This is a genomic window from Actinoplanes palleronii (assembly GCF_016862315.1).
GTDB lineage: Bacteria > Actinomycetota > Actinomycetes > Mycobacteriales > Micromonosporaceae > Actinoplanes > Actinoplanes palleronii.
Window position 1 is genome coordinate 48,601 of the sequence record NZ_BOMS01000108.1, and the last position, 25,241, is coordinate 73,841.

Consider the following 25,241-nt stretch of genomic DNA (forward strand, 5'->3'; position numbering starts at 1 on the left):
GCGATGATCAACGACGACAACGCCGATGTTCTGGACTACCTCAGGCGTACCTCGATCGATTTACTCGACGCGCGCCGGCAGCTGCGGGAACTGACCGACGCCGCCGCCGAACCCATCGCGATCGTGGGCATCGCCTGCCGATTCCCCGGCGGAGTCACCTCGCCGGAAACACTGTGGGACCTGGTACGGGCGGGCCGGGACGCCGTCTCGGATTTCCCACAGGACCGAGGCTGGGATCTGGACAACCTGTTCGACCCCGATCCGGACCGGCCCAACTCGTGCACCACCCGCTCCGGCGGGTTCCTGTACGACGCGGGCGACTTCGACGCCGACTTCTTCGGGATCAATCCGCGCGAGGCCCTGGCCGCCGACCCGCAGCACCGGTTGCTGCTGGAGTGCTCGTGGGAGTCCCTGGAACGCGCCGGCATCGACCCGCAGGCCCTGCGCGGCAGCGCCACCGGCGTGTTCGCCGGTGTCACGTACTTCGGATACGGAAACCACTTCGTCACCCCGGAGGTCATTTCCGGATACGGGCAGACCGGCTCCCTGCTCAGCATGGCGTCCGGGCGGGTGGCGTACGCGCTCGGCCTGGAGGGTCCAGCGGTGTCGACCGAGACCGCCTGCTCGTCCTCGCTGGTCGCGGTGCACCAGGCGGTACAGTCGCTGCGGCAGGGCGAGTGTGAGCTGGCCCTTGCCGGAGGCGTCACCGTCATGGGCACCACGCAGGTGTTCCGGGAGATGTCGCGGCAGCGTGGTCTGGCCACGGACGGCCGGTGCAAGGCATTCGCGGACGCGGCCGACGGCACCGGTTTCGCCGAGGGCGTCGGCGTCCTGGTCCTCGAACGGTTGTCGGACGCGCGGCGCAACGGGCGCGCGATCTGGGCGTTGATCCGCGGGTCCGCGATCAACCAGGACGGTGCGTCCAACGGGCAGACCGCCCCGAACGGGCCGGCGCAACAGCGGCTGATCCGGACGGCTCTGGCGAACGCCCGGCTGGAACCGGGCGACGTGGACGTGGTCGATGCGCACGGGACGGGCACGACGCTCGGCGATCCGATCGAGGCGCAGGCGGTGCTGGCCACCTACGGACAGGCCCGCGATCTCGACCGGCCCCTGTGGCTGGGCTCGCTGAAGTCGAACATCGGCCACGCACAGGCGGCCGCGGGGGTCGGCGGGATCATCAAGATGGTCATGGCGATGCGCCATGCGACGATGCCCCGGACGCTGCACGTGGATCGTCCGACCACCCACGTCGACTGGTCCGCCGGCGCGGTGGAGCTGCTGACCGAGGCCAGGCCGTGGCCGGACGCACCGGACCGGCCTCGCCGGGCCGGCGTCTCCGCCTTCGGAGCCAGTGGCACCAACGCGCACCTGATTCTCGAACAGCCGCCCGAGGTTCTCGACCAGGCGCCGGAAGAGGAGCCGACCGGCCCGGGCCGCGCTCACCGGGTGCCGGGCGGGCTGATCCCGTGGGTCCTGTCGGCACGGTCGGCGCAGGCGCTGAGCGCCCGGGCGGACCAGCTGCGTGACCTGCTCGGCAGCGATCCGGATCTGGACCTCGCCGATGTCGGCTGGTCGCTGGTGTCCAGCCGTTCGGCGTTCGACCGCCGGGCCGTGGTGTTCGGCCGCGGGCGGGACGAGCTGCTGAACGGGCTGGCGTCGCTGAGCGAGGGTGCCGAGTCCGCCGCCGTGGTGCGCGGCCGTACCACCGACCTCGGCGGTGTGGTGTTCCTGTTCCCTGGGCAGGGGTCGCCGTGGGCCGGCGCCGCCCGAGAGCTGTACGACATCTTCCCCGTCTTCGCCGACACCCTCGACGCGATCTGTGAGCGCTTCGACGCGCACCTCCCGTTCGCGCTCCAGCCGCTGCTCCTGGCCGGCCCGTCGGCGCAGCGCCGAGCCGATCGCACCGACATCGCGCAGCCGGCGCTGTTCGCCCTGCAGGTCAGCCTGTACCGGCTCATCACGCATTACTGCCCGCCGCCGCAGTACCTCATCGGCCACTCGGTCGGTGAGATCGCCGCGGCGCACGTGTCCGGTGCCCTCGACCTGGACAGCGCGGTCCGGCTGGTGGCCGCTCGCGGCCGGGTGATGCAGACCGTCGGCGAGCCCGGGGCCATGCTGGCGGTGCGTGCCCCGGAAGAGCGGGTGCGGTCGCTACTCGGCCGATATCACCGCGTCGACGTGGCCGCCGTCAACGGCCCGGCGTCGGTCGTGCTCTCCGGCCTCCGCGACCAGGTGCACCAGCTTCGTGACCGGCTGGTCGGCGACGGCGTGTCGGCCAAACTGCTCGACGTCGATCATGCCTTCCACTCGTCGCTCATGGACCCGATCCTGGACGAGTTCGCCGATGCGATCGGCACCCTCGCCGAAGGCCACCTGTCGATCCCGGTCATGTCGGCCCGGCTGGGCCGCGAAGTCACGATCGAGGACCTGACCTCGGTCGCACACTGGCGCGACCACGTCCGCGAGCCCGTGCGCTTCTTCGACGCCGTCGTCTCCGCCCGCAAGGCCGGCGCGGACGTCTTCCTGGAAGTGGGACCGGGCGCCAGCCTCACCAGCGTGCTCACCGAGGCCTTCGCCGGTGAGGGCGCGCACGACGTTCTGACCGTGTCGTCGGCGCGGCGAGATCGCGGCGCGGCCGAAGCCCTCGGCGGCGCGCTGGCGCACCTGTACGTCCGCGGTGTGGACGTCGACTGGGTGGGCCTGATCGGGCCCCGCCGTCGAGTGGATCTTCCGACCTATCCGTTCCAGCGGCAGCGGTACTGGCTTGACCTCACCGCCGGGATGAACTCAGGTGAGGTGCGCGCCGCCGGGCTGTCGGTTCCCAGCCATCCGCTGCTCGACGCCGCGGTGGAGCATCCCGGCACCGGTGAGGTGCTGTTCACCGGCCGGTGGTCGCTGCGGGACCACGCCTGGCTGGCCGATCACGCGGTGTTCGGCGCGGTCGTCGTACCGGCCACCGCCTATCTCGATCTGGCTCTGTGGGCCGGCGAGTCCGTGGGATGCTTCGCGATCGACGAACTCACCCTGGAGACACCGCTGATCGTCCCGCCCTCAGGCGAGATCCGGGTCCGGGTGGTCGTCGGCGCGGCCGACGAGGCGGGACGTCGCAGCCTGGACGTGTACTCGGGCCCGGGCGAGGCGGACAGCGCCACGACTGCCTGGAGCCGGCACGCGTCCGGGCACCTGGCGCCGAGCGCGGCGCCGACGACGGCGAGCGGCCAGGGCGCGCGGGAACTGGCTGCGTGGCCACCGCCCGGAGCGCACCGGCTTCACATCGACGGACTCTACGACTCCTTCGCCGCCGGGGGCTTCGACTACGGCCCGGCCTTCCGCGGGCTGACCGAGGTGTGGCAGCGCGGTGACGACCTTCTCGCTGCGGCCACGATGCCGTCGTCCTCGGAGGAACCCGCCCCCCGTGGGTTCGCCCTGCACCCGGCGTTGATCGATGCCGCCCTGCACGCGATGGTCGCCGGACAGGTCATCGAGGTGGACGGCGATCACGCCTGGATGCCGTTCTCCTGGTCCGCGGTGCAGCGGGGCGGGGACTGCGGCGCCACCGTCCGGGTCCGGATCTCCCCGGTCGCCGGGGGCGTGGTCTCCGTGCTGATCGCCGATGAGCACGGGCGAGAGGTCGCCAGGGTAGGCGCGTTGACGATGCGGCCGGCCAACGCCGAGCAGTTGCGCCCGCCGCGCGACGCCCACCAGGGTTCCCTGTTCGCCCTGCAATGGCATCCGGTCCGGCAGACCCGCCGGGGACCGGGCCGAGCGTTATGGGGCCTGCTGGGCGCGAAGACCGGCCTGGCCACCGAGCTCGGCGGATCGAACGGCGCGGAGGTGGTGTGTGACGAGCCCGTGCCCGGCACGCTGCCGGCAGAAGTGCCCGGACACGTGGTCCTGTGCGTCGACGACGCGGCCGGTGCGGAGGCCACGACCGCCGCGGTCGCCGGTGCGAACACCCGGGTGCTCGCTTGGATCCAGTGGTTCCTCGGGCAGAAGGCACTCGCCGGGTCGACGTTGACGGTCGTCACCCGGCTGGCCGTCGACACCGGTGGCGGGGAAACGATCCACAGCCTCTCCGGTGCATCCGTGTGGGGCCTGGTCCGGTCCGCACAGACCGAGCATCCGGGCCGGTTCCGGTTGGTCGACGTGGATGACGAGGCGAGTGCCCGGTCGCAGTTCACGGAGGCGCTCGCCGCGAATGAATTCCAGTTGGCGCTGCGCGGTGGCACCTGTCTCACCCCGCAGCTGACGCCGATCATGGCAGGGGACAACCAGATCGAGCCGCCGGCCGGGGAAACCTGCCGCCTGGGCATTCCGACCAGGGGAACGCTGGAGAACCTGACCTGGATACCGTGCCCCGAGGTGCGGGCGCCGCTGGCCGGCGGTCAGGTGCGCATCTCCGTACAGGCCGCGGGTCTGAACTTCCGGGACGTCACCATGGCACTGGGGCTGGTGGCGCGGACGGCCATCGACGCGGAGATCGGCAGCGAGGGCGCTGGAACAGTCCTGGAGGTGGCGGACGACGTCACGTCGCTCTCGCCGGGCGATCGCGTCATGGGCATCTTCACGGGCGCCTTCGGCCGTGTCGCGGTGGCCGATCACCGCATGCTCGTGCCCGTTCCCGACGGATGGAATTTCGCCGAGGCTGCATCCGTCCCCGGGGCCTTCCTCACCGCCTGGTACGCGCTCTTCCACGTGACGAGGCTGGAGAAGGGACAACGGATTCTCATCCACGCCGCGGCGGGCGGAGTCGGGATGGCCGCGGTGCGACTGGCGCAGCACGTCGGCGCCGAGGTGTACGCGACCGCGAGCCCGGTCAAGTGGCCGGCGCTGCGTGCTCTGGGCCTGGACGATGAGCACTTGGCATCCTCGCGAGACCTTCGCTTCGCGGAGAAGTTCCGCGGGTCCGGCCCGGCCCGCGGTATGGATGTCGTCCTCAACTCGCTGGCCCACGCATTCGTCGACGCGTCATTGTCCCTGCTGTCCGAGGGCGGCGCCTTCATCGAGATGGGCAAGACGGACATCCGTGATCCACGGCAGGTGGCAGCCGATCACCCCGGCGTGGAGTATCAGGCATTCGACCTCTACGAGGCCGGCCCGGATTTGATCAATCAGATGTTCCGGCGCCTCATGCGGTTGTTCGCGGAAAGGTCGCTGCGCCGGAACCCGATCTCGATCCGGAACATCCGCGACGCCCGCAAGGCGTTCCGCGAAATGAGTCAGGGCCGTCACATCGGGAAGCTCGTCCTCGACATGGGCGACGGTTTCGGGGGCGGGACGGTACTGATCACCGGTGGGACCGGCGGAGTCGGTTCACTGGTGGCGCGGCACCTGGTCACCGAACGCGGGGTACGCAGCCTGGTGCTGGCCAGCCGGCGCGGACTGGCGGCGGACGGGGCCGCGGAGCTGGTCGAGGATCTGCGGCGGGCGGGTGCGACGGTCAGCGTCGCCTCATGCGACGTCGTGGATCGTGACGCCCTGTCCGGACTGCTCAGCGGCCTGCCGGGCGGCTATCCGCTGACGGCTGTCGTGCACGCGGCCGGCGGTCTCGCGGACGGCACCGTGCAGACGCTGACCGCCGAGAGCCTCGATCACGTCCTGCGCGCCAAGGTCGGTGGGGCGATCGCGCTGCACGAGCTCACCAGGGATCTCAACCTCACGGCGTTCGTCCTTTTCTCCGCCTTCGCGGGCACGATCGGCACCGCGGGACAGGGCAACTACGCCGCAGCCAACACGTTCCTGGACGCCCTGGCCGCTCACCGCCGGTCGTCCGGGCTCGTCGGCACCTCGCTGGGCTGGGGCTGGTGGGAACAGCGCAGCGGCATGACCGAGAGCCTGGACGCCGCCGACCTCGCCCGGATCCGGCGGATGGGGATCGCCGAGATGCCGACGTCCGACGCGCTCGCCCTGTTCGACCTGGCGTGCTCGGTCGACAGGCCGGTCCTGTTTCCCGCCCGGGTGAACCTCACCGCGCTGCGGGACAGCAGCATCGAGAACGTGCCACCGGTCCTGCGGGGCCTGCTCGAGAACGCCCGACCGGCCCGGGTCCCGGCACGGGCACGCGGCGCCGGCGGATCCCTCGGCCTGGCCGCGCTCGGGCCGGCCGAGGCGGAGGCAGCCGCACTGGACTGGATCCGGGATCAGATCGCGATCGTGCTCGGCCACCCGTCCGGCGCGGCGGTCGACGCCGATCAGCCGTTCACCGGCCTCGGATTCGACTCGCTGACCTCGGTCGAGCTGTGCAACCGCCTGGCCGCGTCGACCGGGCTGCGCCTGCCTTCCACACTCGTGTTCAGCTATCCGACACCGCGCGAGCTCGGTGCGCACCTCACCGGACTGCTGCGGCCGGCCTCGCCGGTCGTCTCGACCCCGGACGAGGACGAGCGGATCCGCGCGGTGCTGCGAGAGATCCCGATCGACCGGCTGCGCGGCGCGGGTGTGCTGGAGTTGCTGCTGGCCTGCGCCAAACCGGTGCCGGCGGATCCCGCCGAGCCGGTTGCCGGCCCGGCCCCCGACGGGACCGGACTGGCCGTCCTTGACCTGGACGCACTCGTCGACCTCGCTCTGGACGAGAGGGGCAACTGACCATGACCTACTCCACGAGCCGCGCCGCGCACGGGGACGATCGCGTCGAGCGCGCGTTGCGGGCACTGCTGGAGGAGCGCGACCGCCTCCGCCAGGAGAACGACGCGTTGCGAGCCGGCCGCGCCGAACCGATCGCGGTGATCGCCATGGCGTGCCGCTATCCCGGGAACGTGACATCGCCCGAGACGCTGTGGGAGATGGTCCGCGACGGGCGCGACGCGGTGGGCGAGTTCCCCAGCGATCGCGGCTGGCCGCCGGTGTACGACCCGGACCCCGACAAGGCTGGCAGGTCGTATGTTCGTCAAGGCGGGTTTCTGGCCGACGTGGCCGAGTTCGACGCTGACTTCTTCGGGATCAGCCCGCGTGAGGCGCTGGCGATCGACCCGCAGCAACGCCTGCTGCTGCAGACGTCGTGGGAGGCCTTCGAACGGGCCGGCATCGTTCCCGCGGACGTGCGCGGGACCGACGTCGGGGTGTTCACCGGGCTCAGCTCCGCCGAGTACGGCTACCGGTTCCTCGCCGGCGGCGCGAGCGACCTGGAAGGTTATCTGCTGCACGGCAGCACGCCGAGCGTCGCCTCCGGCCGGGTGGCGTACGAGCTGGGCCTGACCGGCGCCGCGGTGACCGTCGACACCGCGTGTTCGTCGTCGCTGGTTGCCCTGCATCTGGCCGCGCAATCGCTGCGCGCCTCCGAGTGCTCGCTCGCGCTGGCGAGCGGCGCCGCGGTGATGTCGACACCGGCGATCTTCGTCGAGTTCTCCCGGCAACGCGGGATGGCGCCCGACGGCCGGTGCAAGAGCTTCGCCGACGGCGCCGACGGGACCGCCTGGGCCGAGGGCGTGGGGGTGCTGTTGCTCGAGCGGCTGTCCGACGCGCACCGCAACGGTCATCCGGTGTTGGCCGTCGTGCGGGGCACCGCGATGAACCAGGACGGCGCCAGCAACGGCCTGACCGCTCCCAACGGCCGGGCCCAGGAGCGGGTGATCCGCCAGGCGCTGGCGAACGCGGGGGTCACCGCGGCCGAGGTGGACGCGGTGGAGGCTCACGGCACCGGAACCGTGCTGGGTGACCCGATCGAGGCGAGCGCCCTGCTGGCCACCTACGGACAGCAACGGCCCGAGGGCAGGCCGCTGCACCTGGGGTCCCTGAAGTCGAACATCGGTCATGCCCAGGCCGCTGCCGGGGTAGCCGGCGTGATCAAGATGGTGATGGCCATGCGGCACGGGTACCTGCCGCGAACCCTGCACGTGAACGCGCCGTCCCGGCACGTCGACTGGTCGTCCGGCACGGTCGAACTGCTGGTGGACGGCCGTCCGTGGGAGACGGCGTCCGGCCCGCGGCGAGCCGCCGTGTCGTCGTTCGGTGTCAGCGGCACCAACACGCACGTGATTCTGGAAGAGGCGCCGCCCGAACCGGCCGACCACGGCCCACGGGCCGCTGCCGTTCCCCGTGGCCTGGTGCCCTGGGTGGTGACCGGGAAGGACACGCCCGCACTGACGCGACAGGCGGCGAAGCTGCGCGACTTCGCCGCCGAACGTCCAGGGACGGACCTCGCCGCGGTCGGCTGGTCGCTGCTGTCCTCCCGATCGCAGTTCGGCCATCGCGCGGTGGTCCTCGGCGGCGATCGCGACGAGATGCTGGCCGGGCTGACGGCGCTCACCGACGGCGTCGAGTCGCCCGGTGTGATCAGTGAGGTAGCCCGCGACCTCGGGGGCGTCGTCTTCGTGTTCCCGGGGCAGGGGTCGCAGTGGGTCGGCATGGGCCGGCAGTTGTACGACGCCTTTCCGGTCTTCGCACGGTCGCTCGACGAGTGCACGGCGGCCCTGACCGAGTGGGTCGACTGGTCGCTGCTCGACGTGATCCGTGGTGCGCCGGGTGCGCCGTCGCTGGACCGGGTCGAGGTGGTCCAGCCGGCGCTGTTCGCCGTCATGGTCTCCTTGGCGGCCCTGTGGCGGTCGTGGGGGGTGGAACCGTCCGCGGTGGTCGGCCACAGCCAGGGGGAGATAGCCGCCGCTCACGTATGCGGTGCGCTGTCGTTGCGCGATGCCACCAGAGTCGTGGCCCTGCGGAGCCGGGCTCTGCTGCGCCTGATCGGCCACGGCGGCATGGCCTCAGTCGCCGAATCAGCGGCGTTCGTGGCAGCCAGCCTCGAGCCGTGGGCCGATCGGCTCGGCCTCGCTGTCATCAACGGGCCAGGCTCGGTGGTGGTCTCCGGCGAGCCGGCGGCGTTGCATGAATTCGTCGAGAAGATGAAAGCCCAGGGTGTCCAGGCCCGAATGGTCTCGGTCGACTACGCCTCCCATTCGACTCAGGTGACCGAGGTGCGTGCAGAGGTGATCGCCCTGCTCGCCGAAATCAGTCCGGAAACGTCAGCTATCCCGTTCTACTCGACCTTGCGCGGCGACGTGGTCGACACCGCGGAGCTCAACGGCGTCTATTGGTACAACAATCTGCGCGAGAAGGTTCTTTTCGAATCAGCTGTCAGGCGGCTGGCCGACGACAATTTCCGGGTGTTCGTGGAGATCAGTCCGCACCCCGTTCTCCACGTCCCGTTGCAGGAGATCCTCGAGGACGTGGATGATGCCGTGGTGCTTTCCTCGTCGCGGCGGGACCGGGACGAGGCTGCGGCAATGATCGGCTCCCTGAGCCGGTGGTACGTCCAGGGTGGATCGGTGCGCTGGGACGCCGTGTTCGGGACGAGTCAGCGGGTCGACCTGCCGACCTACGCGTTCCGGCCACAGCGGTACTGGTTGAGTTCCGCGCAGGTCACACCGGTTTCCATCACCGCGGCGGAGACTGCCGGGACTGCGTCGCCCGCCGACGAGCAGGCCGTTCCGCTCCTGGATCGGCTTGCCGCTTGCTCCTACGGCGAGGCGGAGCAGCAGGTATTGGATCACGTGCTGGAAAAGGCGGCGGTCGTGCTCGGGCGGTCGTCCGATCATAGCGTCGAGACCGACCGGAGTCTGCGGGAGATCGGTTTCGACTCCCTGCTCTCGGTGGATCTGAGCAAACGCCTGTCCGCGTCGACCGGGCTCAAGCTGAGAGCGAACCTGGTGTTGCGACATCCTTCGCCCAGATTGATTGCCGAGCACATCATGACCTTGATAGGCGATCGATTTACCCGCTGATCCGGATGTTTTCCGGCCGGCCCGGGCCGTCCCGTCGGCAGGACACGCGCATACGGCGACAGCTGATCGCGGACCGCCGCGCACCGTTTTCTTGACTGACCGATCCGGGTCCGTGAAGGTGGTGACACCTAATGATTCTTTGCGGTATTCCACGCTGTTTGTCGAGGAGTTGATCTATTTGCGCTCGTTCGATGCGTCGGCCGCACACAAGGGGCTGTGGCTGGCAGAGAAGATGTCGTCGGGCACCCTGAACCATGCGCTGACCATGTGGGACGTGGAAGGGGAACTGGACGCGGCAACCCTCGAGTCCGCATTGCTCGACGTGCTGAATGACGCGGAAGTGTGGCGTGTCAATTTCGTCGACGACGGCAACGGGCTGCGGATGGTGCCCCGGGAACTGGGGGACTGGCGGCCGTTCATGCTGGACCTCAGCGCTGAGAGTGAACCCGAGCAAACCGCCCGCGAGGTCCTGGCCGACCTGGTGAAACAGCCGTTCGATGTGGAGCGTGATCTGCTGTTCAGGCTCGGCGTGGTCAAGCTGGGGGCAGCGCGCTCGCTCCTGGTGATCGCCTATCACCACCTCATCTCGGACGGCTTCGGCGCAGCCGGGATCCTGTCGCGGCGGTTGGCCGAGGTCTACACGGCCCTGGTGCGGGGCGAGAAGGTGCCGGAGCTCACCGAGGCCTGGGACGTCGAGTCGTTCGCCGCCGCGGCGGCCGAGTACGCCGGCTCCGACAGGTTCACCGAGGACACCAGGTTCTGGCGCGACTATCTGGCCGACGCGCCCCCGCCCGCGCAGGTGCCGCGGGTGGCGCTGGCCGACGCGGCGCTGGCCGCGCTCGCCGAGCCGATCAGCGACGTGGATCGCTGGGCGGAAGTCTCGGCCGCCATCGGCATGGTCAGCCGGACACTGACCGTTCCGCGGGCCGAGGCGGACGCGTGGAACGAGGCGGCGACATCGCTGGGCGTCTGGCTGTCATCGATGCTGACCGCAGCCGCGGCGGTGTACTTCCGGCTCCGCGTCGACTGCCCGGAGTTCGTGCTCTCGCTGGCCGTGGCCAACCGGTCGGGGGCGGCGAGCAAGTCGCCCGGCCTGGCGGTGAACGTGGTACCGGTTCGGATGCGGGTGCCGCTCACCGCAGGCTTCAAGGACGTCGCCGACGCGGCAGTGGACGAGATGTATCGGATCTTCAGTCATACAAACTGTCACTACTCGGACATTCAGCGCGCGAGTGGGGCCGTCCTGAACGGCCGCGGCAGCTTCGGTGCGGTCCTCAACATCGTCGAATTCGCGGATCAGCTGGACCTCGCGGGCAGCCCGGCGCGGCACCTCGGTGGAACGACCGGAGCCTTCAGCGAGCTCTCCATCGGGGTCTACACCGATGGCAGCGCCGACAGCGACCTGTTCGTCCGCTTGGACGCGCCGGCGGACCTGTACTCGCGCGAGGAACTGCGCTTCATCGGCGAGGAGCTGATCGGGTACGTCCGTGCCGCGATCGCCACGGACGAGGAACGGCCGGTCGGCGCGCTGGAGGTGCTCAGCAGCGGCGAGTACGAGCGCGTACTGCAACTGTCCGGCACCGCGGCGGCGCCGGCACCGGGATTGACGATTGCGGAACTGTTCGACCAGCAGGTGCGGCAGTCACCCGACGCGGTGGCGGTGGTGTCCGCGGGCACCGAAGTCACGTACCGGGAGCTCGACACCAGGTCGAGCCGTCTCGCCGACGCGCTGCGGCGGCGAGGCGTGCAAGCCGAAACGGTTGTGGCGGTCGCCATGCCGCGATCGGTGGAGCTGGCCGCGGTGCTGCTGGCGGTGGCCCGAGCGGGCGGGGTGTACCTGCCGATCGACCCGGCGTCGCCGGCGGAGCTGGTCAGCGCGGTGGCGGGGGGCGTGTCGGTGCACCTGCTGCTCGCCGACGCCGCGACCGCCGGGGCACTCCCCGCAGACCTGGGCATTCCGGTGACCACGGTGGAGGACCTCCGCTCCGAGCACGATCACGACGGCAACAGCGGCGGTGCGCCAGCCGCCCCGGGCCAGACACATCCGGATAGTCTGCTGGCCGTCCTGTACAGCGCGGGATCCGGTGGCGCCGTCACGGGTGTAGGTGTGACGCACGGCAACGTGGCGCGGCTCGTCCGGGACGGCCACATGCGGCGGGCCGGCCGTGATGCGGTGCTGTGGCATTCTCCGATCAACTCCGATCTGCTGGTCTGCGAATTGTGGTTGCCTCTGCTCAGCGGCGGCCGGGCGGCCGTGGTGCCCACGGGCACGCTGGACGCCGAGACTCTGACCGAGCTGGCGACAGCGCATCGGGTTGCCGCGGCCTGGCTTCCGACGGGTCTGTTCTCGACGATCGCGGCACAACGCCCGCACGGTGTCGCCGGCCTGCGTGAGGTGTGGGCGGTGGGTGACCGGGTCCCCGCGGCCGCAGTGCGCCGGATCCGCGCGGCATGTCCGGACCTGACGATCGTCACCGGCTACGGTCGGGCGGAGGTCACCGTGCTCGCCGCCGCCCACGGCCCGGCACAGGACGATCTCGGGTACCGCCCCGGCTCGGTGGGACGTCCGCTAGCCGGCACTGCGCTGTTCGTGCTGGGCCCGGGTCTGCAGCCGGTCCGGCCGGGCGTGGCCGGCGAGCTGTACGTGGCCGGGTCCGTGGTGGCACGTGGTTACCCGGGGCGGCCGGGGTCGACCGCGCACCGATTCGTGCCTTGCCCGTTCGGGCCGGCCGGCAGCGTCATGTACCGGACCGGGGACCGGGCGCGGTGGGCTACCGACGGGCTGCTCACCTATCTCGGCCCGGCTGGCGGACAGGCGCCAGTACGCGGTGTCTGGGTGGAATTAGCCGAGATCGAGGAGGTGCTGTCCGAGCACCCCCAGGTCGTGCAATCATCGGTCGTCGTCCGGGACGACAACGGGCAGCGGACGCTCGTCGCCTATGTGTCGGCGGCGGACGGCTCCGGCGGCAAGGGCACCAGCGCTCGCCGAGCCGGGCTGTCGGCCGAGGAGCTGCGGCGGTTCGCCACCGGGCGGCTGCCGGAGTCCATGGTGCCGGCCGCGTTTGTGATGCTGAGCCGCCTGCCGGTGACGGCCGCCGGGAGAACGGATCGAGCTTCGCTGCCGGAACCGGACTCCGGGCACGGGCGTCCCCGCGGGCCGCGCAATCCGACGGAGCAGATTCTAGCCAGGGCATTCGCCGAGGTCCTCGAACTGGACCGGGTGGGCATCGACGAGGACTTCTTCGACCTCGGTGGCAACTCGCTGAAGGCGATCCGGCTGGTCGGCCTGATCCGGGCCGAGCTCAAACGCGAGGTGTCGATCCGTACGTTGTTCGCCGTGCGCACCGTCGCCGGTCTGTTCGCCATGCTCGACGACCTGGCCGGTTCCAGCCGGCCGGCACTGCGCCGCAGGACCAACGCTGGCGAGATCGTCTGAGGGCTGTCCATCGGTGCCGGACGACCTCCGGCGCCTCCATCGCCGCCATGCTGCGGCTTGTCCACGCTGCCCGGGGCCGACAGCCCGGTGGCGGCGCGTCCGACCGGAAACCCCAGACCTCACCGTACGTCGTCGTTTCCGGAAGTGAAGAGTCGGTTGACGATGCGACAAGCGCATCGCGCCGTTCATGGCAGCGGGAGAAGCACATGAGTGATCATGGCAACGAGATCTACGATGTGGTCGGTGTCGGATTCGGCCCCGCGAACCTGTCCCTGGCGATCGCCCTGCAGGAACAGCGGGCGGCGGGCGCGGCGGACGAGATCAGCGCGTTGTTCCTGGAGCGTCAGTTCTCCTTCGGCTGGCACCGCAACATGCTGCTGCCGTCGGCAACCATGCAGATCTCCTTTCTCAAGGACCTGGTCACCTTCCGCAATCCGGCGTCGAGTTTCAGCTTCGTCTCGTACCTGTACTCGATGGGACGTCTCCCGCAGTTCGTCAACAATCAGGACTTCTTTCCGACCCGCCAGGAGTTCCACCAGTACCTCGAGTGGGCGCAGGCCCGGGTCGCAGACAAGGTCGAGTACGGCTCGGAGGTGACGTCGATCCGGATTCCGCAGGACACCGTTCCGGAGCTGGCGGACTGCCTGCAGCTGGAGGTGGCGGGAACCGGCGGCCGGAGCAGCCGGGTGATCGGGGCGCGCAACGTCGTGATCTCGACGGGCCTGGTCCCCAGGATGCCGCAGGGAACCGAACCTGACGAGCGGGTCTGGCACAGCTCCGAGTTCCTCGAGAAGTTCCGCCGGATGAACGCCGCGGAACTGCGCCGGGTGGCGGTGGTCGGCGCCGGCCAGAGCGCCGCCGAGATCACCAGGTTCCTGCACGACGAACTGCCGCACGCCGAAGTGTGGGCGATCATGCCGGCGTACGGCTACTCCATCGCTGACGACACACCCTTCGCCAATCAGATCTTCGACCCGAGCGCCGTCGACGACTACTACTTCGGCAGCGACCAGTCACGGGAAGCCTTCTGGCGCTACCACCGCAACACCAACTACTCGGTCGTCGACGGTGAGGTGATTCGCGATCTGTACCGCCGGGCGTACGACGACGAGGTAGGGGGTATCGATCGCCTGCACTTCCTGAACCTGACCCGGGTCACCGGAGTGAAGCGTTCCGCCGCCGACACCTGCGTGATGTTGCAGACGGGCAGTGTCGGCGAGGTGCGCGAACTCGACGTCGACGCACTCGTCTGCGCGACGGGTTACACCGCGATGGAGCCCACGAGTCTGCTCGGCGACCTCGACGGTCACTGCCTGCGCGACGAGGCCGGCCACTACCGGATGGAACGCGACTACCGCGTCGTCACCAGCCCGGAGCTGCGCTGCGGCATCTATCTGCAGGGCGGCACCGAGCACACGCACGGCCTGACCTCGTCGCTGTTGTCGAACCTCGCGGTGCGCAGCGGCGAGATCGTCGGCTCGATCACGGCGCGGCTGGCTGCCCGCAACACCGACCACGCGGTCGGCAGCGGCGTGCGGGGCGACATCCGCTGAAGGCCGCGCCCACCTGGATCGACGGACGTATTCACAGCGCGGAAGGGCGTTCTGATGAGCAGTACGGTGGACAGACAGCGGTGGCTGCGCCGCTTCCGTGACGACGACGGGTGCGACGCGAAGCTGGTCTGCTTTCCGCATGCCGGTGGCTGGGCCAGCGCCTACCGCACGTGGGCGGTGGGGTTGCCTGCGGATGTCGGGGTGCTCGCCATCCGGTATCCGGGCCGCGAGGACCGGCTCGGCGATCCGTTCCCGGCCCGGCTGGAGGCTCTGGCCGATGACATCGCCGACGCATTGGCGGACGTACCCCGCGACCGGCTGGTGTTGTTCGGCCACAGCATGGGCGCCACCGTCGCGCACGAGGTGGCGTTGCGCCTGCAGGCATGGGGAGGCGCACCGGCCGGACTGTGCGTGTCCGGCCGCCGGCCGCCGCAGTCCCTGCACGGTCAGCGACTGTTCTCCGGTACGGACGAGGAGATCATTGCGGACGTCCTTCGGTTCGACGAGAGCCGTGCGGCCGTCTTCGCCGATCCTGACCTGCGCGAGTTGGTGCTGCCGGCGGTCCGCGCGGACTACCGGCTGGTGGATGACTATCCCGCGGGCAACCGGCCCACGCTCGACTGCCCGATTTACGGCTACACCGGCGCTGACGATCCCGAGGTGACCCGGGAGCAGATGCACGGCTGGGGGGACCTGACCCGGGCGGCCTTCCGGCTGCGGGTGCTGCCCGGTGGGCATTTCTACCTCAAGGACGAGGAGACCGCCCTGTTGGCGGACCTCGGCGGTGTGCTGGCATCGATCAAGGATCGGACCGCCACCGCGTGACGCGTACCGGATCCAGGCGGGTGGTCCGCGCTCGCCACCCGGACGCAGCACGCCCGCCATCCGATAGAGGTTGTCGGCATGCCCGCCTCGGCGGGCATGGCGAAATCTATCGGACGGCGGGCGGGGGCAGCCGTCGTCGGTGACGTGGCTGCTCGTCGACTCAGGGGCGGCCGGCCTGAGGGTGCCGGCCGCGCGTGCTCCCGGGAATCGGACTCACGCCGCCGGGGCTTCGTTCTCGGATTCCTTCAGCACCTGATCGGCGGCGGCGTCGAGGGTGGCCGTCACCCACTCCTCCAGGTCGGTGCCCGCCTGAGCCGCCGCCTTGTGCCACCACTGAACCCGGTTGTCCGGCACAGCGAGCCGGCGTGTCGTCGCCGCGGGGTCCGTCTGCTGGGTGTTCCCGTCTCGCTCGGCCTTGATCGCGTTGCGCAGCTGTTTGGTGCTCCACACCATCTGCTCCGCGCGATCGAGCCAGCTCTCCTGCTCATCGGTCGGCAGCGACGCCAGTTCGGCGTGGTGCTGGAAGCTGAGTGCCGGCCGTCGCCGATGCACTTCGAACCGCCGCGAGACCCAGGCATAGTTGCGCAGTGTCTGATACTTGAGCCCCGCTTCGCTGATGCCGCGCTCGTAGCGGTCGGCGTAGTGATCCGCCCCGTAGACAAGCCAGTCACCGAGCCACCAGGACGACGAATTGAGCAGCCCGGAAAGCTTGCGCCCGGCGCGTTCCCAATCCTCGAAAGCCAGCCCTGCGGGGAGATGCAGGCCCACCTTCGTGGTGAGTACCTGATCGTGCTGCAACTCGTCCGCCTGGCTCGGTTTGGCTCGCGGCGCTGCCTCGGTGATGTGGCCCAGCCGCTTCGGATTTTTCAGTTCCCTCATTTGACTAACCATCACGCCCCCGTGTAGACGCGGTCCTCTGGAATGGGTGTTACATCGACGTTCGTCAATAATAATTATTGACGCGCGAGTCGCATGTTGCAACCCCCTACTGTGGACTGTCGAGTTATATCAGTCGATGATCGGGAAGCCCTGTTGTCCCGCTTGGCCTGGGTAAACGCCGTGCGGAAGGTGTCACTGTTCTCGCGCCGTCCCGTTGGATGGGCCGGCGCGAGAAGCGGGGGATCTATTCGCTGCGAATGTTGAACGTTGAATGACACCTTTACGTAAATATTGTTTTTCGCGATGGAATTATTAACGTACGTACGAATTCCTTCGGGGCTGCGCTGCGGCCTCTGCGCGATCAGCCCGCGGTCAGATCGCGACGCCGGAAGCCCGCGACGGCCAAGCTCAGCAGCAGCACCGCCACCGCACCAAGGCCGATCATGTGGGACGGTTCGAGAGGGGTTGTCGGAAAGTCGCCGACCCACCAGAACGGTGAGATTCTGCTCACCGCGGCCGGCAGCTCGAACAGCCCGCCGAAGAAGCTGTCCACGACGACGACGCCGAACAGCACCCACGAGAGCGCGGTGAGCTTGGGTACCCAAGCGAAGAGCGCCGCGGTGAAGGTGATGAGGACGGCGATACCCAGAGCGAACGCCCCGGCGCCTTGGAGCAGGGTGACCAGGTCGGCCTCGCCACCGGAGGCGCGGGCGCCACCCCACAGCGCCAGCGCCCCGCCACCGAAGAGCAGCAGGACCGCGCCAAAACCGGCGACCGCCAGCTGCGCCAGCAGCACCGTGCTCCGCGACGCCGAGCGGGACAGGCCGAGTCCGAGGCGGCCCTCGTCCTCCTCCGGCTTGACGCGCAGAACCGAAGCGATCGAGAAGACGGCGACCGCCAGCGCGCAGTGCAGCAGCATGAGGGCGAAGAACGCGGCCAGCGGATCATCCCCGAAGATCTTGGCGGTCAGGGAGTTCTGGTCGGCGATCGAGTTGAGGATGTTCTCAGCGTCTCCGCCCAGGAACACTCCCAGCGGCGCGAACATCATCACGCACCCCACGAACCACCACAGCAGCGCGCTGCGCTGCTGGCGGAAAGCCAGCGCGAGAGGGCTCGCCAGGGCGGGCGTGGCGTGGGCCCGGCCGGCCCGCGTGTGCAGCAGGCTGCCACCGAGGTCACGGCGAGTGGAAAGGAAGGCGCCCAGGCTCAGCATGACGAGGACGGCGACGACGCTGAGCCCGAGAGGCCAGAGGCGAAGGTCGACATAGGGGCGCATCTGCTGCGTCCAGGCGACCGGCGACACCCACGACAGCCAACTGCCGTGCTGTTCCTGGATGTCCCCGACACCGCGGATGAGGATCGACGCGCCGAGAGCGGCGAAGGCGAGGCCGGAGGCCGCGCGCCCGTGCACCGTCAGTTGACAGGTCACCGTCGTGACGCCGGCGAAGACCAGTGCCGTCAGCATCACACCGGTCAGCAGCGCGACGCTGTCGGCGACGGCGAGATCGCCGAGACTGACCAGCAGCAGACTGCCGAGAACGACAAAGATGGCATCGGCGATCACCACCACGAGAAACGCCGCCACGCTCGCCGCGTGCCGTCCGATGGGCAGGGCACGGACCAGTTCGCTGCGACCGGTCGCCTCCTCGGCGCGGGTATTGCGGGTGGTCATCAGGATATTCATCGTGGCCAGCAGCACGATCAGCCATATCGCCATCTCGTTGGCGAACATCGCCCCGATCGTGTAGTCCTCGAGCCCGTAACCCGGACCGCCCATGATCACGCTGCCTGGGCTGCTCATGACCGCGGCACGGTTCTGCCGGTCGGCGGCATTCGGATAGACCGCCGCGACCCCCACCACGTAGTAGACGCAGAACACCGCGAGGGAGACCGCCCACACGGTCAGCCGGACCCGGCTCCGCCGCAGCGTGAACCGCAACAGATACCCGGTGCCGGTGAGGGTGGAGGCGCGGGGCTGGGGACTCATGGAGCGTTGTGGCGCGGTAAGCGTGCTCATCGCCCCACCACCTCGGCACCACGACGGCCGTTGGAGATGTTGTTCGACGTGCCGCCGTAGTGGCGCATGAACAACTCCTCGACCGACGGTGGGGTGGCCGTCAGGCTGTGCAGGCCGAGGCCGGTGAGCGCGGTCATGACGTCGTTCATTTTCGTGTTGTCGACCGAGAAGCCCACCTGCGTCATGTTTCCCGCCCGGGACGACGTGAAGTCATGGATGCCGGCTCGCCGCGCGAGGCCGGACGGATCGTGTGCGACCAGTGCGCTGACCGAGGTGTGTGTCAGATGGCGCAGTTCGGCGATCGTGCCGGACTCGACCGTGCGGCCACTGCGGATGATGGTGACCGTGTCGCACAGCTTCTCGACTTCGCTGAGGATGTGCGAGGACAGCAGCACCGCTTTGCCCGCCGCTTTCACCTGCCGGACGTGGTCGGTGAAGACTGCTTCCATCAACGGATCCAGCCCTGAGGTCGGCTCGTCGAAGATGTAGAGCTCAGGGTCGACCAGGAAGGCCGCGACGAGCGCGACTTTCTGCCGGTTTCCCTTGGAATACGTCCGCGCCTTCTTCGTCGGGTCGAGTTCGAAACTCTCGAGCAGCGCGGCCTTGCGTGATTTCAGCGCCGCGGGATCGGTCGAACCACGGTGCAGGCGCGTGAGGTAGTCGATCGCCTCACCGCCGGTGAGGTTGGGCCACAGGCTCACATCGCCGGGAACGTAGGAGAGTCTGCGGTGCAGGGCCACGGCGTCGCGCCATACATCGCCGCCGAAGAGCCGCGCGGTCCCGGAGCTGGCGCGCTGCAATCCCAGCAGGACTCGGATCGTGGTGGACTTACCGGCTCCGTTGGGGCCGAGGAACCCGGCGACCTCCCCGGTGCGAACCACCAGATTGAGGCCGTCGAGCGCTTTGACGGCACCGAAGGACTTATGTAGATCGACGATTTCGATGGGATTCTCAGTCATGGTCACATCCAAGAGAGATGAGATTTCGGTGGTATTCGCGCCACCTTCGCTCCGCTCACGCCGTTGTCGATGAGATGTGCGGAGCGTCGCAGGGTCGCCGGGTTCTGATGTGCGCTGATCGCGGGGATTCCGCCGATGATCCTCGGGATCACGCTCCGGGCAAGGAAATGCTGGCACGGAGCTTTTCTCAGCTGTTCCCATCGTTCCGAGAGGGAACAGCAGTTCCGCCGGAACTCTTCGACGTGTGAACGTCCTCGATCGGTGAGCGTGTGCATCTTGCGGGGTGGCCAATTTTCCGAAGGATGTTTGCAACCCGACGAGGCCGACGTGCGCGACCCGGACGAGAAAGTGCGTAGCCGGTTCCTTCGGCGATGTCGGGGAATTCCTATTCCCGCGGTCGTGCGGTGATCTCGTAGCCGTACGCGGCGCCGTCCGACAGGATGGTGAGAACGAGCCCTCGAAGAGTGCCTTTCAGCATCTCCGTCAGTAGCTTTCCCAAGATCCCCCTTTCGGAGCTAGTCAGTAGTGTTGACTACTGCTAGACCGTAACCCCGAGGGCGGTACTTAGCAAGACGGAATAGCTCTTTCGGCGTGGCGCTGGCGGCGGGCGACGGACGCGGGCGTCCGCTGTTCAAGGCCGGCCTGCGGGAGCGGCCTTTTGTCCGGTTGACGGGACAGGGGGCGGCACCCTCGGCCCTTGTCAGCACGACCGACGGTCACCTGGCTGCGACAACGCCGCGATGAGCGCGGTAGCGACATGGCGGCGCCGTGCGGGCCGCCCTGACGGGATCGCGGGACGCCCTCACCGGGACCGGGCGGGGCCGAACCACGAGGCGAGAGCGGACCGGAGAGAGGCGAAGCCAGGTGAGCCGGCGTCGTCAGCGGCCCAGGCGACGTGCCCGTCGGGGCGGATCAGGAGGGCCGCCGGAGCGTCGATGTCGCCGACGAGCGGCACCGGCCAGAGTTCGTCCACCGTCCGCGCGTCGACGAGATCGACGCGGTCGGCCCAGTCCTCGGCGGTCGCCACGATCTTGTCGTTTCCGCACAGGACCAGTAGCACCGGGCGGCCGGCGTGGAGGAGTTGGTGGACGCTGGTGGCATCGCCGGACGTTTCGAGATCGGCGTCGGGGACTCGGCGGCCCTCCAGCGGGTGGTTGCCGTCGACCGGGTACCGAATGTCCAACGCCGTGAGCATGCCGCGGAGGTGGCGGTTGACGGCGTCGTACACCAGCAGTGATCCGAACACTCCGCGGAGGGCATCGGTCTGCGGGCCGGGTCGCGCCAGCGCCGACTGGGCCCGGGTGTTCTCCAGGACGCGCTCCGCGACGGGGTGGCGCTCGGCGTGATAGGTGTCAAGAAGACTTTCCGGCACCTCACCACGCAGGACCGCGGCGAGCTTCCAGCCCAGATTGACCGCGTCCTGCACGCCCATGTTCAGACCCTGCCCGCCGGCCGGGAAGTGAATGTGTGCCGCGTCCCCGGCCAGCAGCACCCGCCCGTCGCGGTACCGGGCAGCCTGGCGCGCGGCGTCGCTGAACCGGGACACCCACCGCGGGCTGTGCATCCCGTAGTCCGTACCGGCCAGCTTGATCAACGACTCACGCAGCTGCTCGAACGTGGGTGGATCGTCGCGATCCGGGACCTGCTCGTAGTCGGACGTGATGACCCGGTACCAACCAGGCTCGAAGGCGATGGCCGAGAAGTCGCCGCTCGGGAACCGCCGTACCCAGACGTAATCCTCGGGCAGGTCGGGGAGTTCGACGTCACCGATCAGCGCGGTCATCGTGGCCGGAGTACCGGGGAACTCGATGCCCGACAGTCTGCGTACGGTGCTGCGCCCGCCGTCGCAGCCCACGAGATAACGGGCGCGCAGCCGTCCGGATGCCGCCCCGCTGTTCAGATCGACCGTCACCCCGCTCACGTCTTGTCGGACGCCGCTGACCTCGGCTGACCTGCGTACGCGCACCCCGAGTTCGGCGGCCCGCTCCTCCAGCAGTCTCTCGACGGAGGATTGCAGGATCATCAACGGGAACGGGTGGCGTGACTCGGACTCGTCGAATTCCAGGTAGAGCCCCGAGAAATGGCCGACCGGCTGCAGTTCGCCCTCGGCGAGGAAGCGTTCCAGGATCCCGCGCTGATTCAGCACCTCCAGGGTGCGGGAGTGCAACCCGCCGGCCCGCGACTCGCCGGTGCGCCGCGCGAGCCGGTCGACCACCACCACGTCGACGCCGGCCAGTCGCAGCTCGCACGCGAGCATCAACCCGGTCGGTCCGGCGCCAGCAATCACCACATCAGTGTCCATGCCGCTTTGTGCCACGTCGGATTCCACATCCTTTCAGCGCCGATCACGTCGGGTGGGCCGCCACCACATTCAACGAGACGGACCGGTGGGTCAAGGAGAAGCCGAGAGCCCGGGGTGCCGCTGTCACGAAGGCGGCAGCCGAGGGCATGTCCCGCCGACAGGACGCATGCCGGTGCGGGAGCGTGATCAGGTGCGGAAAAGGCGTCGCGCCAAAATAATTTCGCAGATAATGAGTCGTTTAATGGCGCCAACGAGGGTTTCCGGGGAGCCTTGTCTTACCGGTTCAGCGCTCCTAAGATGTTTTTCGGGACGGCCACAACCGTGCCCCCATCAGGGGTTTCAGCGGGTCGGGTTCCGCAGCGGGCCGGCACCGGAAGTTCTGCCCTCGGCAGGCCACCGGCTGCTTCCTGATACCGTGTCCCCGCCCGAGATCCGGAGCGGACGCTTTCTGAAGAAGCGTTCGATCTGAGACCCAGTTCGAACGCATTTCAGCCGCGGGTGGCGCTAGGAAATTCTGTGAGCGGGCAGGCCGTATTGTGATGCATTGCGCTTGCCGGATTCTCAGGACGGCACATGCCACATTCTGGAACCGTGCACCGTTTCCCCGTGACGGTGCGGCGGCCGGTCCCCGGGCCGGCTGCGTGCGGCTCCCCGGGGCCGGGCGGAGATGGTCAGGCCGCCCGGCCCACAGGCGTCGGTGGTCTCAGCTGCTGCCCCGTTGCGTGCAGGCCGATTGAGACGCGACGATCCACTGCCCAGCGGCCTCGATCGCGACCGCGACGGTGAAGGTCTTCGCGCCGGTGGTGGTGAGCGTCAGACGCGAGGGGATAGCCGCGCCATCGACCTGTGTTGTCGTCCCCTGCAGGGTCATCGAGTCGCCGGCCCAGCCAGGAGTGGTCAGGTGGGCGCGCTGGCCGAGGCTGCCGATCGCGTTGACGTCGTAGCTGTTGTCACTGGCCTGCCACCCCCAGGTGTACTCCGCCGTGGCGACGACGGCTCCGTTGATGGACGTCGTCTCACTCCATCGCATGAAGTGCCCGTCGTAGATGAACTCGACGCCCACCGCGGTCTTGAACACGATCGGCGAGCCGTCACCGCCGACGGACGAACCGGTGCACTTCCAGGAGCCCGCAAACACATTCAGCGGCTGGAGTGGTGCGGTCGGTGTGACCGGGGCCGGCTTGACGGCGGCAGTCTCGGCTGGCGTGTCGGCATGGGCTGCAGCGGGCATCGTGACGGCGAGCACCGCTACTGCCGTCATCATCAATTTCACATTCTTGCGTATCATCGATTCGACTCCTCTATAGAGTTCCGCGCAGGGCGGATTGCTGTCGGGCTCGAGCTGATGTCGGTTGCCGCCGAAATTACCGACCATGACGCGATGGAACTTGAAATCCTGGCTGTCATGAATTCTCGGGCGCTGATCATTCCGCAATCGGACAGTGGATCAATTGCCAGTGAGGGCGGTAGAAGGCCACTCTGAGTCATTGCCTATCGCAGTCGAATGGCCTTTTCGCGTTGCGAACAATAGCACCGGCGAGACTGTTCGGGTGGCCCCGTTGTCAGGGTCGAGACGAGGCGCCGACCACTCGGGCCCCGCTCGTGGGGCGAGCGGTCCCAGGGGTGGTCACCAGGACGAATGGTAGCCCGTTGGCGAGGTTTCGATGACCCGGATGGGAGTGCATCGGAGAACTGGGACGGTTCCGTTTGCGGAGAGTCGGCCCGGACTCGGCGTTCAGGGCGCGATTGATGGCTGTCGTGGAATTCGAGCGTCCTGTTGCCCGGACACCACAGCGGTCACAAAGGAGAGTTGAGTCGGCAAATCGGGCAAACCTAATTACTGATTCTCATCGATAGATACAATTCGGTCGTATTTGTTCCTGTCGACATCGATAATCGGATTTGGTCATGACGGGCACTTAAGGGGCGAGTGCGGCGTTTATGGCTGGTTTGCGTCCGGTTGATCGCCGGCAAGGTGACGTTGGCGTGCCGGTGCCGGCCCGGGTGCCGAGAGGTCGGAAGGACGGCGGCGGCCCGGTTGGCGGCAGTGGTCCAGCGGCGTGCTCCGCGTGCCATGCAGGAGCCGCAGGTCTCGCCGGCGGAGCGGGGAGGCTCGCCGATTTCCAACGACATATTCCTGTTCATGATTGTGAAATTAGCCGTCGTGACCGATCTGCTAAGCTTCGCCGTCGCATGCGGTGACACACGGGAAATGCTGGCAAAACATATCGGAGACCGCTGCCGATGACATATTCTGATCGATTGGTTTCGTCCCGCTGACGGGACGGTCCACTCATCGCCGCGGGCGCGCTGTGTTCTTGCCCCGCCGGTTGAGCGCTCCTATAGTGCTTGCAGATCGTGACGCGAGTCGGGCATGCAGTGGATCACTGCGGTCCGCCCCTGTCGCGCACCGTGGCAGAATTGGCACAGCGTATTCTGGATCGCGCCGTCCTATTTGTTGCCCGGTATCAGGCGCCAGTCCCGGGAACCGGGCCGGACGCTCATTCCTTGCAGCGCGGAACGCGCCGATCAATAAAGGATGGCTTCGTGTCGAGAGCGATGGTTTATCAGGGGTCACGAGTATCCCGGCCGCGACACTATCTGATGTGCCGGCCGACGCACTTCGAAGTGGTCTATTCCATCAATCCGTGGATGGACCCCAGCCGGTGTGCATCGGCCGACGCCGGGTTGTCGCAATGGAAGCTGCTGCACGACTTGCTGGTTGATCTTGGACACACGGTTGACCTGATCGAGCCGTCACCCGGGCTCCCCGACATGGTGTTCGCCGCAAACGGTGCGGTTGCGGTGGGCGGGCAGGCACTGGTCGCCCGGTTCCGCCACGAACAGCGTGCCCCGGAAGCCGCCGGCTACCTGGAGTGGTTCGGTCTCCGCGGCTGGCGCGAGGTCCGGCAGGCCGACTTCGTCAATGAGGGCGAGGGCGACTTCCTGCAGGCCGGGTCTCGGATCCTCGCCGGCACGGGATTCCGTACCGAACCGAAGGCACACCGTGAAGCCGAGGAGTTCTTCGGCCGGCCAGTGGTCGGACTGACCCTGATCGACCCCCGTTTCTACCATCTCGACACGGCTCTCGCCGTGCTGGACAACGACGAGATCATGTACTATCCGGGCGCGTTTGCGCCGGAGTCACGGGACCTGCTCGCCGCGCTGTACCCGGATGCGGTCCTCGCAGAGGAGGCGGACGCGGTGGTGTTCGGTTTGAACGCCGTCTCGGACGGTCGGCACGTGCTTCTGCCGGCGGGCACGCGGAATCTGGCGGGGGAGTTGCGTGACCGGGGATTCGTCACCTTCGACGTAACCATCGCTGAGCTACTCAAGGCAGGCGGGGGTGTCAAGTGCTGCACTCTGGAGTTGCATACGCACGCCGACTCCACAGCGGCCGGTGGATCGTCGGCCGAGATGCCACCCGAAAGTGACACCCCGTTCTAGCCAGAGCCGAGTGTGTTTCGTTAGTTCGCGAACGGCTGCGGCAGGCCTTCCCGGTGCAGTCCCTGTTTGTCCGGCCGGTGGCACCGTGCGGCACCGGCCGGACAACC

11 protein-coding genes are annotated in these 25,241 nt (G+C 68.5%); 6 read left to right on the forward strand and 5 right to left on the reverse strand.

The annotated features are described in order from the left end of the window. The first annotated feature begins 6 nt into the window (after positions 1–6). The 5 genes from Apa02nite_RS33615 to Apa02nite_RS33635 all read left to right on the forward strand — a co-directional run bounded on the left by Apa02nite_RS33615 (position 7) and on the right by Apa02nite_RS33635 (position 15,530). Positions 7–6,588: an SDR family NAD(P)-dependent oxidoreductase gene (locus tag Apa02nite_RS33615; RefSeq protein ID WP_373873073.1), complete on the forward strand. Its 6,582-nt coding sequence runs from the start codon at positions 7–9 to the stop codon at positions 6,586–6,588. Positions 6,589–6,590: 2 nt separating this feature from the next. After that, positions 6,591–9,716, forward strand: a complete 3,126-nt coding sequence (locus tag Apa02nite_RS33620; RefSeq protein WP_203828642.1) for a type I polyketide synthase — start codon at positions 6,591–6,593, stop codon at positions 9,714–9,716. Positions 9,717–9,894: 178 nt separating this feature from the next. After that, a complete protein-coding gene (locus Apa02nite_RS33625; protein ID WP_239164743.1) occupies positions 9,895–13,152 on the forward strand; it encodes an AMP-binding protein in 3,258 nt (1,085 codons plus the stop codon). 206 nt (positions 13,153–13,358) lie between these two features. Continuing rightward, the gene (locus tag Apa02nite_RS33630; protein ID WP_203828643.1) at positions 13,359–14,705 is read left to right on the forward strand and encodes a lysine N(6)-hydroxylase/L-ornithine N(5)-oxygenase family protein; all 1,347 of its coding nucleotides are present in this window, start codon (positions 13,359–13,361) and stop codon (positions 14,703–14,705) included. A 66-nt stretch (positions 14,706–14,771) separates the two neighbouring features. Then, positions 14,772–15,530 (forward strand): thioesterase II family protein, encoded by a 759-nt coding sequence (locus Apa02nite_RS33635; RefSeq protein WP_239164744.1) that lies wholly within the window; start codon positions 14,772–14,774, stop codon positions 15,528–15,530. Between the two features lie 213 nt (positions 15,531–15,743). Here Apa02nite_RS33635 and Apa02nite_RS33640 read toward each other — a convergent pair whose 3' ends face one another. From Apa02nite_RS33640 to Apa02nite_RS33660, 5 genes are all read right to left on the reverse strand, one after another. Continuing rightward, positions 15,744–16,409 (reverse strand): LmbU family transcriptional regulator, encoded by a 666-nt coding sequence (locus Apa02nite_RS33640; RefSeq protein ID WP_203828645.1) that lies wholly within the window; start codon positions 16,407–16,409, stop codon positions 15,744–15,746. Between the two features lie 361 nt (positions 16,410–16,770). Next, positions 16,771–18,426, reverse strand: a complete 1,656-nt coding sequence (locus tag Apa02nite_RS33645) for an ABC transporter permease (protein ID WP_507762495.1) — start codon at positions 18,424–18,426, stop codon at positions 16,771–16,773. Then, positions 18,423–19,385, reverse strand: a complete 963-nt coding sequence (locus Apa02nite_RS33650; RefSeq protein WP_203828646.1) for an ABC transporter ATP-binding protein — start codon at positions 19,383–19,385, stop codon at positions 18,423–18,425. Before Apa02nite_RS33650 ends, Apa02nite_RS33645 begins: the two co-directional genes overlap by 4 nt. Before the next feature lie 802 nt (positions 19,386–20,187). Continuing rightward, the gene (locus Apa02nite_RS33655; protein ID WP_203828647.1) at positions 20,188–21,687 is read right to left on the reverse strand and encodes an FAD-dependent monooxygenase; all 1,500 of its coding nucleotides are present in this window, start codon (positions 21,685–21,687) and stop codon (positions 20,188–20,190) included. Positions 21,688–22,390: 703 nt separating this feature from the next. Beyond that, the gene (locus Apa02nite_RS33660) at positions 22,391–23,062 is read right to left on the reverse strand and encodes a DUF1579 family protein (protein ID WP_203828648.1); all 672 of its coding nucleotides are present in this window, start codon (positions 23,060–23,062) and stop codon (positions 22,391–22,393) included. A 1,184-nt stretch (positions 23,063–24,246) separates the two neighbouring features. Here Apa02nite_RS33660 and ddaH point away from each other — a divergent pair. Then, on the forward strand, positions 24,247–25,134 hold the full coding sequence (gene ddaH / locus Apa02nite_RS33665) for a dimethylargininase (protein ID WP_203828691.1): 888 nt from the start codon (positions 24,247–24,249) through the stop codon (positions 25,132–25,134). Positions 25,135–25,241: the final 107 nt, after the last annotated feature.